We start from the raw sequence: 15,184 nt of genomic DNA, 5'->3' as shown, positions 1-15,184 counted from the left end.
TTGATTTTTAAATACATTTATTAAAACGCAAGTTGTATACCAACTGACCATGTTTTAGAGTAAGGAAAAGTTCTTCCCCATACTGCTTCAGTTTCATTAATTTCAGGATCTACAGGTAATCTGCTGCTTTTCCAAGTAGCTAAGTTGAAACCTGAAACATACGGTCTGATTTTGTCAAATCCAGCCTTTTGAGAAATGCTTTTAGGAAAAGTATACCCAAGAGTCATAGATTTTAAACGTAAATAAGACATATCTAATAAATAACGTGACTGCGCAACAAAATTGTTTGATCCAGGTGCATAAGCTCCGAACGCATTCGTAGCATGTCCAGGATATGGATTAGGGAAATACGCATCTGTATTTTCTGGTGTCCAGTAATCATTCATACTTGCATACATAGCATCTGTTCTGTTGTAGAATGGTAAAACTAAGTCTGAAGTTGTCCAGAATTCGCGTTTACCAACTCCTTGAAAGAATGCATCAATATCAAATCCGTATAATGCACCACCTAAACGAACTCCATATTGGTAGCGAGGTGTAGTATTACCAATTACTTTTAAATCTCCTGGTTTAAGAGCTGTTCCATCGCCTCTAGAGATTACTCCATCTCCGTCTAAATCTTTATACATTACATCTCCTGCACCATATCTAAAAGCACCAGTTCTTACATTTTTGTAATCAACACCATTTACTATTAATCCTGTTGCATCAATTTGATCTGTTGTTTGAATTAATCGATCTGTTTCTAATCCCCAGATTTCTCCTAATTTTTGACCAGCATAGAAAGATCCTAAAAGTTTAGAAGAGTTGTTCCATTCTGTTACTTCTGTAGTATTATCAGAAAGTGTAAGATCTGCATAAACGTTTATGTCTTTGTTTATTTGTTTATTAAAGTTAAGTGCAAGTTCCCAACCTTTTGTTCTTAAGTTTCCAGAGTTTGTATTAGCAGCAGCCTGACCAAATGAACCTGGAAGTGTTTTACCTGGCGCTAACATTCCTTTAGTATCACGTTGATAGTAATCAAATGTTAAACCTAACATATTAAAGATACGAATATCAATACCAATATCCTGAGTAGTTACCTTTTCCCAAGTTAAATTCGGGTCAACATTTGAAGGCTGATTAACAGTAGGATTAACTGTCGTACCGCTACCTATCCAATAAGGATTAGGATTAGTAGTAACGTTAGTCATAACTGGTAAAAAGGCATTGTTGGCGATATTTTGATTTCCAATTGAACCAACAGATCCACGGATTTTCAAATCATTTAACCAGCTTTTTGTTCCTTCCATGAAACTTTCTTCCGAAATTCTATATCCAACAGAAGCAGAAGGGAAGAATCCCCATTGCTCATTAGTTGGGAATTTTGACGAACCGTCATAACGTCCGTTTAATTCCAGTAAATATTTTCCTTTGTAATCGTAATTTACACGCGCAAAAAATCCTGCAATTGCATATCTTGATAAACCTGGATTTAAAGTGGTATTAGAAACTAGAGGCGAAGTAAATTGATCACCAATTGCTAAATTAAACTCTGGCTTGTTTTTGTCCAAAAGTGTATTTCTACGAGCGTAGGTTCTCTCAAAATCATACCATTCTGAGTTTAAACCACCTAATACTTTAAAGTTATGGTTTTCTCCTAATGTTTTAGTGTAATTAGCATAAAAATTGGCTACATTTCTTGTAAAAGATGATTTGGCTTGCGCAACAAAATCATTAGCCACTTCCATTGAAGTCGGTTTTCCTGAAACTAAGTCAGCTGCACCTGTCCAAAAGTCCCAAAGAGGCACTTGACCACCGTTCATTTTTAGACTTGAAAAATTAGTATTAAAACTATATTCTCCAATGATATTAAAGTCTTTTGTGATTTGAGCAGTAAGTTTTCCGCTTATCCTCATATCATTTGACTTGCTTTCATTTTGAGATGCATTTGCCATATAACCTGGCGCGTGTCTAAAGTAAGTGCCATTATAAGTACCATAAGGGAAATAAGAACCCCAACGCATATAGTAACCAAAATAACCGTTACCAGCAGTATCAATACCATTGTTATAGTAGTTAAAAGGAGAATCATATTCTTGGAAAGTTCCTAAAACTTTAAAATCTCCTGTAAGCCAGCTTGCTAACTCTGTTGTCAACCCAAGATTAAGATTAAATCTTTGGTTGGTTTCGTTATTGATTTTCATTACACCTTCTTGATTAGCAAGACCTAACGAAACAATAAACGAGCTTTTTTCGCTCAAAGAACCTTGTGCTGATAAATTATGAAGTGTTTGTACCGCATTCTTTTTTAGCATTTCATCATGCGGATTCCAAATTCTGTAGAAATATTCTTTTCCGCCAATAATGTCAAAATCTTGACCTAGAATCATATTCTTATCATTAGGATTTCTAGTTGCAGCGTAGTTTTGTTTCCAGTTAATGATACCAGGCAATAATGTTTTGTAGTTCATACCGAAAGATTCCGGATTTGCATTTCCCGCTCTAGCTTGTGCTTCGATCATTGCAGGAAGTTCTACAGTAGGATCATTAAATTGAACCAAAGAGATTGGGTTGCTCCAACCTGTATTATTACTGTAAGCAAATCTTACTTTGCCTTTAGCATTTTTACCGCTTTTAGTAGTAATTAAGATAACCCCAAATGCGGCACGAGCACCATAAATAGAAGCAGAAGCGGCATCTTTAAGTACAGACATCGATTCTACATCTTCTGCATTCAGCATTGATAAATCACCAGGAACACCATCAACTAAAATAAGTGGAGATCCAGAAGCTTCTCCATTCACAATTGTTCCCATTCCACGAATATTAATGTTTGATTGTTTTCCTAAGTTACCTGAGTTGCTAGTAATATTAAGTCCAGGAGTAGTTCCCTGTAAACCTTTTGTTATGTCTGTAACAGGAATACTTCCCAATGCTTTTTTAACATCTACCTTTGCAACTGCTCCAGTAAGATTTACTTTTTTCTGAGAAGCGAATCCTACTACAACAACTTCATCCAATTTTGAAGTACTTGGAGAAAGATCAACATTTACTTTTTGTTGTCCTTCAATTTTGATTGCTACGGTTTCAAAACCCATGTAGCTAAAACTAAGGCTTCGTCCTGGCGCTATACTGATGCTGTAGTTACCGTCAAAATCAGTAGTAGTTCCATTGGATGTTCCCTGAATCATTACGCTGACACCAGGTATGGGGAATCCGTCTGCTTTGTTTTTTACCGTTCCAGTGATTGTTTTTGTTTGCCCAAAAGTTGCTTGAATGAACAAAACCAACAATGAAATAAGAAATAGTTTTTTCATGATTACTTGGTTTTTTTAATGGTTGTTAAGCAAATATATTTAATTATTGCATACAAATGCATTTTTATTGTTAATATTTTTAAAAATCTTTTGAATAACGCAAAATAACGCATATTTTGAATATGTAATTTTTATGTTTTAGATTTTTTTATTAAAACATGCAAACTATTGCAGATATTCGATAGACTTTTATATTTCAATAAAATTATTTGATATATTTGTCGTGAACTTAAACTTTTAATAAAATGCTGAAAGCCGAAAGACATAAATATATCATGACGAAACTTGTTGAAGAACAAAAAGTTGTCACAACAGATTTGGCTTTGGCTCTGGAATTATCCGAGGATACAATTAGGAGGGATTTAAACGAACTCGATAGCAAAAAGCTTTTAGAGAAGGTTTATGGTGGAGCAGTGCAGGTAACAGAAAAATCAGCAGATGTTTTTAATATTAATATATCTGGAGAAGATGAGAAGATGAAGATAGTTACAAAGGCGTTGTCTTTGCTTCATGACGATCAGGTTATTATAATGAGCGGTGGAAGCACCAACTTGGTTTTCGCAAAGCTAATTCCAGCAGATTTAAAAGCTACTATATATACATATAGTCTTCCAATTGCGATGCAGCTTTCGCAGCATCCGAATATTGATTTGATTTTTATTGGTGGAAAAATGCAGAAAAATGCAATGGTAACAATTGGTATGGATGTTATTCAGGTTGTTTCTAAAATCAAAGCAGATATTTGTTTCATTGGAGCGAGTAGCATTAATATTAAACAAGGTTTAACTGAGATTGGATACGAAATTTCAATAGTAAAAAAAGCTATGATAGAAGCTTCTGATAGAGTGGTTTCGATGTTTTCTTCTGATAAATTGGATACTAAAATGCCTCATGTGGTTTGCGATTTAAAACAATTGGATACCATTGTTACTAATCTGGATCCTGAAGATGTAAGTCTTGAAGAGTACAGAAAATCGGGCGTTTTTATACTTTAAGCAATACATAGTTTAATAATTTTTGCATGTTTTTGCGTTATTTGTATTTTATTTTGTTAAATAACGCAAAATAATGTATTTTGTTTGTTTTTTGTATATATTTGTTAAAACTATTTTCTAACAAAACCATATTATATGAAAAACTATATTTTCTCTGTTTATAATGTATTTCAAAAAAGTAGCGAAACTTCATTTAGAAAAAAACATAAAAGAAAAACGCTTTATACCTTATATTTAATTCTCTTATTTTGTTCTGTAAAAGCAGCTACAGTTGATACTATTCAGGTTTTCAGTCCTTCAATGAATAAGAATATAAAAAGCTGTATTATATTTCCGGAGAGCTATAAAAAAAACGATAAAAAATTCCCTGTGGTTTATCTTCTTCACGGATATAGTGGGAATTATGCTTCTTGGGCAAAAGATTTCAAAGAGCTTAAAAGCCAGGTAGATCAATACAATTTTATTGTAGTCGGTGTAGACGGAAATTACTCAAGCTGGTATTTTGACAGTCCGATTGATCCAAGCTTTAAGTACGAAACTTATGTTACAAAAGAATTAGTTTCTTATATAGACCAAAAATACAGAACAATTCCTAATCGTGAAAACAGAGCCATTTCAGGCTTAAGCATGGGCGGGCATGGCGCTTTATATTTGTCGTTTAAACATCAGGATATTTTTGGTGCGGCCGGCAGTATGAGCGGAGGAGTAGATTTTAGGCCATTTCCTGATAATTGGGATATTAAAAAACGTCTAGGAACGATAACCGAATTTCCTGAAAATTGGGAAAAATATACCGTTACCAATATGCTTGATTTAGTAAAAGACAATAATTTAAAATTGATTATCGACTGCGGTTTTGATGATTTTTTTATGGAAGTAAACAGACAGCTTCATGCTAAAATGCTAGCCCAGAAAATAAATCACGATTATATAGAACGTCCAGGAAAACATGATCTTAAGTACTGGGAAAATTCCTTAAAATTTCAATTATTATTCTTTAATAATTTTTTCAACGATAAAACAAAAAATTAGATAAGTAATTGTGTGTTGCGATTTTACCCATAAAAAAAGTAATGCATAAATTTTGGTTGGTTACCTATCCTAACAGGTTTTCAAAACCTGTTAGGTTTTTTTAGCTGTTTTTTAATAGCCACAGATTAAATGATTTTTTTTCGCGATTATCGAGAATTAAATCTGCTGAATCTACGTGAAAAAAATGAAGAAATCAACTCGACTTGATCACAATATAATTTAAATGAAGGTTCAATAAATTAAAAAATAACTTATGAAAAATTTATTTTCAAGAATATTATTGCTTTTTATAATTGTTTCGGGTTTTTCTCAAAATGCAGAAAAATCAGAAAAGATCAAGTTTGTACAGCTTACTGATCTGCATGTTTCAGTAGGAAACGACAATGATTTTTTATTGCAGAATATTGTAAAAGAAATCAATAATTCTGATTTTGAATTTGCAATTGTAACGGGTGATTTAACCAATCGCGGTGCCGATGACGAATTAAAACAAGTGCATTCAATACTTTCAAAATTGAAAATTCCCTATTATGTCATTTCAGGAAATCACGAAACCAATTGGAGCGAAAGTGCAGGTCTGACTTATAAAAAAATATTTGGAGAAGATCGTTTTGTGTTTTCGAAAGGAGATTATGTTTTTATCGGATTTCCATGCGGACCTTATATGAAAATGGGAGACGGTTTTGTAAAACATGAAGATGTGCTTTGGCTCGATAAAACTCTTCAAGAAAATCTTAAAAATAATAATAAAAAAGTACTGAATTTTGCTCATTATCCGTTAGATAACAGCGTGAGTAATTACAAAGAAGTACTTTCTGTTTTACAAAAATATCCAACTGTTGCCACTTTTTGCGGTCACGGACACACTTTAAAAAAATATGATTTCTCTGGTTTGAGCGGTATAATGGGAACATCGATAACTTCGCTTGACGGAAAAACAAAAAGTTATAATGAAGTAATTATCAGTAAAGACAGTATTAGTATTTATCAAAAAGAAATAGATAAACCAGCAATTTTTAGGTTTTCAGTTCCCTCAAAACCTTCTAAAATCGAAATTCCGAAAGATAATTTGGTAATGCAATCTCCTTTTATTAAAGATGTTGCTTCGATTTACAGTCTTCCTGCATTCGATAAAAAGAATATTTATTTTACTAATTCGATTGGAGAAATAAAATCAATCAATCTGAAAAATAAAAATGTGAACTGGAAAACAGAAACAGGAAATTCAATTTATTTTTCACCGATAATTATTAAAAATACACTTGTAATTGGTACAATCGAAGGTAATTTACAAGGATTTGATACACAATCAGGAAAACAAAAATGGACAATTCCTGTTGGAGGCGTTTTGGTAGGTTCGCCAATTGCAGAAAATAATAAAGTTTATACAGCAAGTTCTACAGCATTTGTTTGTGCAGATGCTGTGACAGGTAAAGTCATCTGGAAGAATAATTTACCTGCGTCTTATTCGCAAGGAATTCCGTTGATAGAAGGCGATAAAATAATTTTTGGAGTTTGGGATTCGTACGTTTATTGTTTAGATAAAAATACAGGAAATTTGATCTGGAAATGGAATAATGGAAATGATAAGCAAATCTTATATTCTGCTGGAAATGTAAATATGGTTTCGACAAAAAGCCGACTTTATTTTGTTACGCCACAACGTTTCTTGACCATTTTGGATATCGAAACAGGGAAGGCGCTTTTAAGAACTTCGAAATGGAAAATCAGAGAATCTATGGGTAAAAGCCAAGATGGAAAGTGGTTTTATGGAAAAACTATGGATGGAGAATTGGTAAGAGTGCCGCTTAACGATGATATTGAATTAACAGAAGAAAATGTAATTTCTCAAAGCAAAGTTTTAGATTTAAAGCTTGGATATGAACATAATCCGGCAGGAATATTAGAAAAAAATAATAAAATTTATATCGGAAGCCGTAAAGGAGAAGTTATAATTGTAGATGCTGAAAAGTTTGAAATTATAAAACAAATTAATCTAGGAAGTTCGAGCATTAATGGCTTTACAGTTGATGATAAAGGACAAGTCTGGACATCACTTATCGAAGGAGGAATTTATTTGTTAGAATAAACGTTGGTTATCCTAACAGGTTTTCAAAACCTGTTAGGTATTATATAAGAACAGAGTTCAAGTTCTAATTCTAATTCTAACTTTGTATAAATATCAGTTAGAGACCTAACAGGTTTTGAAAACCTGTTAGGATGATCAATCAAAAACACAACCTTATGAAAACCATAAAATTCATAATCCTAATACTGCTCTTTCAAACAAAACTCTTCAGTCAGGAATCACCGAAAAGAGAAATGCGTGCAGCTTGGATTTCTACTGTTGACAATATCGACTGGCCATCAAAACCAGGATTGTCAGACAAACAAATGAAGGCCGAAATGATTAGTATTTTAGACAATTTAAGATCTAATAATCTGAATACGGTAATTTTTCAAATTCGCCCAACTGCCGATGCATATTACAAATCGACAAAAGAGCCAGCTTCGCATTGGATAACAGGAACTCAAGGTATTGCTCCAGGATTTGATCCGTTGCAAATGATGATTGATGAAGCTGGAAAAAGAGGAATGAACGTTCATGTTTGGCTAAATCCTTATCGTGTACAAAAAGATACTGTAAAAGATGTTTTGACCAAATCGCATTTATTTTTCAAAAAGCCTGAATTGTTTTTAACGTATGGAAAATCAAGATATTTTAATCCAGGTTATAAAGAAACCAGAGATTTTGTTTCTTCTGTAGTTGGCGAAATTGTTCGTAATTATGACATTCAAGCCGTTCATATGGATGATTATTTTTATCCTTATAAAATTGAAGGACAAGAATTTCCAGATGAAAAAGCTTTCGCTAAAGAGCCGCGTCAGTTTAAAGATAAAGACGATTGGAGAAGAGATAATGTCGATTTAATCATCAAGCAAATCAGAGATACTATTATTGCGAATAAACCTGAAGTTGAATTCGGAATTTCGCCTTTCGGCGTTTGGCGTAATATTGCGAAAGATTCTCAAGGTTCTAACACAAAGGCGGGAGCCACAAATTATGACGATTTGTATGCCAATATTTTAAAATGGCAAAAAGAAAATTGGATAGATTATGTAACGCCACAATTGTATTGGCATATTGGTTTTGATAGAGCTAATTTTGAAGTTTTGGCAAAATGGTGGGCAGATCATAAATATGGTGCAAACCTTTATGTTGGTCACGGCGATTATAAAATTTCGACTAAAGCGAAAGAGTTAGAATGGAGAAGTCCCGATGAGATTGTGAAACAAATTGAAATGATTCGAAAAATTCCTCAAATAGACGGTTCAATGCATTTTACAGCAAATTCATTCTTTAAAAAAGGAGATACTTTAAGAAATGCTCTTATTCAAAAACCATATAAATATATCGCTTTAACGCCCGAAGCTAATAGAATTACAAGAATAAAACCGCAACCGCCAACTAATGCAATAATTACTAAAAAAGGCGACAAAGCAATATTAAATTGGAAGGCTGAAATGTATGATAAGAAATATGTAATTTACAGATTTCCGAAAGGAAAAATTACAGATTTCTCCAATCCAGCTAATATTTATTATGTAACAACAGCAGTAAAATTGAAAGTTGAAAATCCTGATTTAGAAAATTATGTCTATGCTGTTTCTGCTTTGAGTCAAACTCAGACAGAAAGTAGTCCAGTAGAATTCTCAACAAAATAAAAATACAATAATGAAAAACAGAACAGCTAAAATTGTATTCGCATTTTTGATTCTTTTCGGAATCAGTGGTTATACTCAGAAAAATTCTAAAAAAACTTTCGATGTAAAACAAAATGAAGTTTATATCGATTCGATGATGACAAATGCATTAGAAAAAAGATTTTTTCCTGGCGCCCAAGTTATTGTTGGAAGTAAAGACGAAGTGTATATTTCAAAAAATTATGGTTTCGAAGATTACTCGAAAAAACAACCCGTAAAAAATGATGATGTTTACGATTTGGCTTCGATGTCTAAAGTTTTGGGTGCAACATTAGTAACCATGCGTTTGGTGGGCGAGAATCAAATGAAAATTACAGATAAATTGGGCGATGCAGTTCCTTTTTTCAAAAATACACCAATTGCCGATTTAACACTTTTCGAATTATTAACGCATACTTCAGGATTAAAAGCGAGTATTACTTTTTATCAAGATCTGCTTTCAACGCCTGATGGTTCGCCTTTGTTGAGCAATCAAAAATCAGCAGATTATCCAGAATTGTTTGATACAATGTACGTAAATAAGAATATTATTTATGATACTAATTATCTTTCATTTACACCAAAAGAAAATTGGATTCAGATTTATAAAAACATGTGGCTGAAACCTGAATTTTACAAAACAGTTTATAATCAGATTGCTCATGCCAACGTTAATCAACGAGGAAAATATGTGTACAGCGATTTGAATTTGCTTTTAGTAAAAGAAATGATTGAAGCTAAAACGGGAAAGAAACTCGATCAATTGACAAAAGAAATTTATACCGAATTAGGTATTTCTAAAATTGGATATAATCCTTTAAAATGGACTTCTATCGAAAATGTAACGCCTACAGAATTGGATAATTTTTTTAGAAAAGATACAATCAGAGGATATGTTCACGATGAAGCAGCTGCAATCTTTGGAGGTGTTTCTGGAAATGCGGGTTTGTTTGCTAATGCGCAATCTATTTCGATTATCTGCCAAATGTTGTTAAATGATGGAAAATTTAAAGGAAAACAAATTCTAAAAGCAAAAGTGGTAAAAGAGTTTATACAATCGCCTTTAGCAAAAGAAGGAATCTACCGCGGACTTGGTTTCGATAAAAGAAAACCAGACGAATTTTTCAAAGCAAATGATTTTGGACACACAGGATTTACGGGAACTTTTTTCTTTATGAATCCTGATAATAATAGATTTCTCATCATTTTAACCAATAGAGTAAATCCAACCCGAACAAACAGATTAATGTACAAAGATGATTTTATGGCAAAAATCTGGAGAGAAATCAATAGGTGAAAAGTTTGCCACGAATTACACTAATTTACACGAATTAATTTTTTAATCTATAAAGAAAAAAATAGTCACAGATTAAAAGGATTCTAAAAATATATAAGTGTATGAATGTTATTAAAAAAAATTAGCAAAAATTAGTGTAATTCGTGGCAAACCAATAAAAAAAATCTTTTTAATCCATTTAATCTGTGGCAAAAAAAAAAGAAACATAACTATTGAAATTACAGTAATTTTGTAATCTCATCAACAAAAAAATAAAATCAGTTTTAGACAACAAATTAGAATATAATGTCAAACCAAGAGTTACAGCAATTATCAGAATCATTAGAAGGCACACTTTTATATGATGATCTTCATAAAACACTTTATTCTACCGATGCTTCGGTTTACAGAATTAGGCCAAATGCTGTGGCATTGCCAAAAACTACGGCAGATATCAGTAAATTAATTTGCTTTGCGGCAAAACATAATATTTCTGTAACGCCAAGAACAGCGGGAACGTCATTGGCAGGTCAAGCAGTTGGAGACGGATTGGTGATTGATGTTTCGAAACATTTCACAAAAATTTTAGGGTATAATGCTGAGAAAAAAACGGTAACGGTTCAGCCAGGTGTAATTCGTGATGAACTGAATTTATTTCTAAAACCTTATAATGTGTTTTTCGCTCCAATTACTTCTACTTCAAACAGAGCAATGATCGGCGGAATGGTAGGAAATAATTCATCTGGAACCACTTCAATCCGTTATGGTGTAACTCGCGATAAAATTGTTGAGGTAAAAACCATTTTAAGTGATGGGACAGAAGTGTCTTTTGGTGAATTGACTTCGGCTGAATTTATTGAGAAAACGAAAGGAGATACTTTAGAAAATAAAATTTATAAAAGTGTTTACGACGAACTTTCTGTAAAAGAAAATCAGGAAGAAATTATAAAAGAGTTTCCAAAACCAGAAATTCACAGACGAAATACGGGATATGCTGTTGATATTTTGCTGAAATCTGAACTTTTTGGAGGAACAGAACCAACAATAAATATTGGGAAATTACTTTGCGGAAGTGAGGGAACTTTGGCTTTTACAACCGAAATCACTTTAAAAGTAGACGATTTACCGCCCGCGCATAATATTATGGTTGTGGCGCATTATCATACGATTCAGGAATCTTTAGAATCTGTTGTGGTGGCAATGAAACATCATTTGTACACTTGTGAAATGATCGACGATACGATTTTAGATTGTACTAAAACGAATCGTGAACATATTAAAAACCGCTTCTTTTTGGTTGGCGAACCAAAAGCAATTATGCTTTTTGAAGTGGCGTCACACAATTTAGAAGATGCAGAAAAACAAGCAGATGCGCTAATTGCAGATTTAGACAAACACAATTTTGGATACGCTAGTGTCAAAATTTATGGACCAGATATTGATAAAGCCAACGAACTGAGAAAAGCAGGTCTTGGACTTTTAGGGAGTATTGTGGGTGACAATAAAGCAGCCGATTCTATTGAAGATACTGCGGTGGAATTAAGCGATTTGCCAGCTTATATTGCAGAATTTTCAGCAATGATGTTAAGCCACGGACAAGAAGCAATTTATTACGCGCATGCTGGTGCTGGAGAATTGCACCTTCGCCCTGTTTTGAATTTAAAGAAAACATCCGATTTAAAACTGTTTAGAACCATTGCGACAGATGTAGCGCATTTGGTTAAAAAATACAGAGGTTCTTTAAGTGGTGAACATGGCGACGGAATTGTGCGCGGAGAATTTATTCCGTTTATGATTGGTGATAAAAACTACGAGCTGCTAAAAAGATTAAAATTAGCTTTTGATCCTAATTCAGTTTTGAATATCGGAAAGATTGTCAATGCGCTGAAAATGGATGAAAATCATCGTGTGATTTCTGGAAGAGTAGAACCAGATATTAAAACGTTTCAAGATTTTTCAGACAGTTTAGGGATTTTGCGCGCTGCCGAAAAATGCAACGGTTCTGGCGATTGCCGAAAAATGCCTTCTGCGGGCGGAGCAATGTGTCCAAGTTATCGTGCGACCCGAAATGAAAAAGAAACTACTCGTGCGCGTGCAAATGCATTACGTGAATATCTGACGTATTCTGAAAAAGAAAACAAATTTGACCAAAAAGAATTATACGAAGTTTTTGAGTTATGCGTAAGCTGTAAAGCCTGTGCAAGCGAATGTCCGAGTAATGTTGACGTTGCGACTCTTAAAGCTGAATTTTTATATCAATATCAAAAAGCAAACGGATTTTCGACCCGAAGTAAAATTTTTGCCAACAACGCCAAACTGAATAAAATGGGAAGTTTATTCCCGTCGATTACGAATTTTATTTCGAATCAGTCTTTGGTTAAAAAATCAATGGGAATTGCGCCTGAAAGACAAGTTCCGCTTTTAGCGAAAAAGACTTTCAGAAAATGGTATGCAAACAATAAACCGACTGGAACAGATTTTCCAAACGGAAGATTGTATTTGTTTGTGGATGAATTCACAAATTATTATGATGTCAATATCGGAATAGATGCTTTCGAATTATTAACCAAATTAGGGTATCAGGTTTTGGTTATAGAGCATCAAGAAAGCGGACGAACGTACCTTTCGAAAGGATTTTTAGAAGAAGCCAAGAAAATTGCCAATCACAACGTAAATATCTTTAAAGATTTGGTTTTGGCGAATGCTCCTTTGATTGGAATCGAACCTTCGGCAATTTTGACTTTCAGGGACGAATATCTTCGTTTAGCTGATGATAAAGAAGCTGCCGAAAAATTATCAAGAAATGCATTTACAATTGAAGAATTCTTTAAAAAAGAAATCATCGACGGAAAAATAACTCCAGATTCATTCTCCGAAGAGACCAAAGAAATTAAGATTCACGGACATTGTCATCAAAAATCTTTGAGTTCGGTTGAGGCAACTTTTGCTATGTTGAATCTCCCTAAAAATAATACGGTTACGATTTATAATTCAGGTTGTTGCGGAATGGCAGGTTCTTTTGGTTATGAAAAAGAACATTATAAAGTAAGCATGCAAATGGGCGAAGATACTTTATTTCCTAAAGTAAGAAACACGGCAGAAAACGTAAAAATCGCAGCAGCAGGAACAAGTTGTCGTCATCAAATTTATGATGGAACGAAACGTGAGGCACAACATCCGGTTAGTATTTTGAGAAATTGTTTAAAGTAATTTAACAGAAATCCCGATAGCTATCGGGAGCTAAGAATTACGCAAAGAGCGCTAAGGTTTTTTGCCACAGATTAAAGGATTAAAATGATTTTTAAAGAATATTTTAAACAAAGCTAATCCTTAAAGTTTGTCATTTCGACGAAGGAGAAATCTCCGCGAGAAGCTCGACAAAGATTGGACTCTCGTTGCGGAGTTAGTTGCGGAGATTTGCTCCGCCTGTTCGCTATCGCTCGAGTCTCCTTCGTCGAAATGACATAAAACGAGAAAAAATCATTTTAATCCTTTAATCTGTGGCAAAAAAAAACTATTTTAAACTTACTTTTTTGCCTGTTTCAGCGGCTTTATAAATGGCGTTGATAATTTTAACATCTTTAATTCCTTCTTCGCCTGTAATATGATTTGGAAGTTTTTGGTTTGCTAAAATGACTTTGCAAATCTCATCCATTTGGGTTTGCTGTTGGTTGATAACCGGAAAATTAAATGGTTTTCCATCAGATCTTTTTCCTTTAAAAGGTCCATAGCTTACAGCAGGACTCATTTCGAAGAAACCTTCATCTGCGGCAGCGTAAAAACGATCAATTCCAAAACCACACGAACTGCTGCAATTCGCAACGGCACCGCTCGGGAATTCCATTTGCCAAGTGATATTTTCCTCAACTTGAGAAAACATATTTTTGTTATTGACATGTCCAAATTGTGCAGTAACGGCAATTGGTTCTTCGCCTAAAACGTAACGTGAAACCTGAATGCAATAAATTCCTAAATTAATCAAACAACCGCCGCCAGCCCATTTTTTAGTCAGTCTCCATTCGTTGCGGGCGTTTAGATCAACAGGTTTATTGATGTCACGAACATCATAAGTGCTATAACCAAGTCCAGTTTCAATGTAACGAACTTGTCCCATGACTTTTTCTTGTCCCAGTCGTTTTATTTCTAGATGATTAGGTTCGTAATGCAAGCGATAACCCATTGCCAATTGTACATTATTATGGTTGCAGACTTTAATCATTTCTTCGCAATCTTCGGCAGTAATTGCCATTGGTTTTTCGACAATAACGTGTTTTCCAGCCTTTGCAGCGCGAACAGTAAATTCTTTATGCAATGCGTTTGGAGTGACAACATATACTAAATCAATATCCTTGTTTTTTACGATTGAATCGAAATTTTCGTAGTTGTAAATATTCTTTTCAGGAATATTGTATTTCTTTTTCCATGTTTCTGCCTTAGACGGCGTGCCAGTAACAATTCCAGTAAGCTGGCAATATTCAGAAACCTGAAGACCTTCTGCTAATAAAGAAGCATAGTTTCCTAATCCGCATAACGCAATATTTAATTTTTTTCCTGTGTACGGGATATGTGTTTTTTCTGTTTCAGTTATAAAAGAAGGAAGCGTAGTCATAACGACCGAAGCTCCAACACCAAGTCCAAATTTATTAACAAAAGAACGCCTTGTAATTTTTTCCATAAAATGATTCTTTAAAAATTAAATACTCTTAATTAGTAAACTCATTTTGAAGAATGTTACATTTTTTAGCCACAGATTGTACAGATTAAAAAAGTATTATTTTAAGCAGACTTAATTTTAAGATTAGAATATAGATAAACTCTGCGAGAATCTGCTGAAATCA

The 15,184-nt window shown here is 33.6% G+C and carries 8 protein-coding genes; 6 read left to right on the top strand and 2 right to left on the bottom strand.

What is annotated here, in order from left to right; translation table 11 throughout:
* Positions 1-20 precede the first annotated feature (20 nt).
* Entirely contained in the window at positions 21-3,299 is a 3,279-nt protein-coding gene (locus P0R33_RS05980) for a TonB-dependent receptor (RefSeq protein WP_276174651.1), read from the bottom strand.
* Between the two features lie 245 nt (positions 3,300-3,544).
* Here P0R33_RS05980 and P0R33_RS05975 point away from each other — a divergent pair, with 245 nt between their 5' ends.
* The 6 genes from P0R33_RS05975 to P0R33_RS05950 all read left to right on the top strand — a co-directional run bounded on the left by P0R33_RS05975 (position 3,545) and on the right by P0R33_RS05950 (position 13,556).
* The gene (locus P0R33_RS05975; protein WP_276174650.1) at positions 3,545-4,294 is read left to right on the top strand and encodes a DeoR/GlpR family DNA-binding transcription regulator; all 750 of its coding nucleotides are present in this window, start codon (positions 3,545-3,547) and stop codon (positions 4,292-4,294) included.
* Between the two features lie 135 nt (positions 4,295-4,429).
* The gene (locus P0R33_RS05970; protein WP_276174649.1) at positions 4,430-5,326 is read left to right on the top strand and encodes an alpha/beta hydrolase family protein; all 897 of its coding nucleotides are present in this window, start codon (positions 4,430-4,432) and stop codon (positions 5,324-5,326) included.
* Positions 5,327-5,579: 253 nt separating this feature from the next.
* Entirely contained in the window at positions 5,580-7,415 is a 1,836-nt protein-coding gene (locus P0R33_RS05965) for a PQQ-binding-like beta-propeller repeat protein (RefSeq protein WP_276174648.1), read from the top strand.
* Between the two features lie 155 nt (positions 7,416-7,570).
* Positions 7,571-9,052 carry a family 10 glycosylhydrolase gene (locus P0R33_RS05960; protein WP_276174646.1) on the top strand — a complete coding sequence of 494 codons (1,482 nt, stop codon included), beginning with the start codon at positions 7,571-7,573 and terminating at the stop codon, positions 9,050-9,052.
* A gap of 10 nt (positions 9,053-9,062) precedes the next feature.
* Entirely contained in the window at positions 9,063-10,367 is a 1,305-nt protein-coding gene (locus P0R33_RS05955; protein WP_276174645.1) for a serine hydrolase, read from the top strand.
* A 282-nt stretch (positions 10,368-10,649) separates the two neighbouring features.
* Positions 10,650-13,556, top strand: coding sequence for an FAD-binding and (Fe-S)-binding domain-containing protein (locus P0R33_RS05950; RefSeq protein WP_276175693.1), 2,907 nt, complete (start codon positions 10,650-10,652; stop codon positions 13,554-13,556).
* A gap of 304 nt (positions 13,557-13,860) precedes the next feature.
* Here the strand turns inward: P0R33_RS05950 and P0R33_RS05945 are convergent, their stop codons facing one another.
* Positions 13,861-15,021: a Gfo/Idh/MocA family oxidoreductase gene (locus P0R33_RS05945; protein ID WP_276174644.1), complete on the bottom strand. Its 1,161-nt coding sequence runs from the start codon at positions 15,019-15,021 to the stop codon at positions 13,861-13,863.
* Between the last annotated feature and the right edge of the window lie 163 nt (positions 15,022-15,184).

Source organism: Flavobacterium sp. YJ01 (assembly GCF_029320955.1).
Lineage (GTDB): Bacteria > Bacteroidota > Bacteroidia > Flavobacteriales > Flavobacteriaceae > Flavobacterium.
The sequence above is the reverse complement of the archived record's forward strand: the minus strand, read 5'-3'. Positions and strand labels throughout refer to the sequence as shown.

Excerpts from the sequence above, each read along its gene's own strand:
- P0R33_RS05965 (WP_276174648.1), top strand. The coding sequence starts at position 5,580 with ATGAAAAATTTATTTTCAAGAATATTATTGCTTTTTATAATTGTTTCG.
- P0R33_RS05945 (WP_276174644.1), bottom strand. The coding sequence starts at position 15,021 with ATGGAAAAAATTACAAGGCGTTCTTTTGTTAATAAATTTGGACTTGGT.
- P0R33_RS05970 (WP_276174649.1), top strand. The coding sequence starts at position 4,430 with ATGAAAAACTATATTTTCTCTGTTTATAATGTATTTCAAAAAAGTAGC.
- P0R33_RS05980 (WP_276174651.1), bottom strand. The coding sequence starts at position 3,299 with ATGAAAAAACTATTTCTTATTTCATTGTTGGTTTTGTTCATTCAAGCA.
- P0R33_RS05960 (WP_276174646.1), top strand. The coding sequence starts at position 7,571 with ATGAAAACCATAAAATTCATAATCCTAATACTGCTCTTTCAAACAAAA.
- P0R33_RS05975 (WP_276174650.1), top strand. The coding sequence starts at position 3,545 with ATGCTGAAAGCCGAAAGACATAAATATATCATGACGAAACTTGTTGAA.
- P0R33_RS05955 (WP_276174645.1), top strand. The coding sequence starts at position 9,063 with ATGAAAAACAGAACAGCTAAAATTGTATTCGCATTTTTGATTCTTTTC.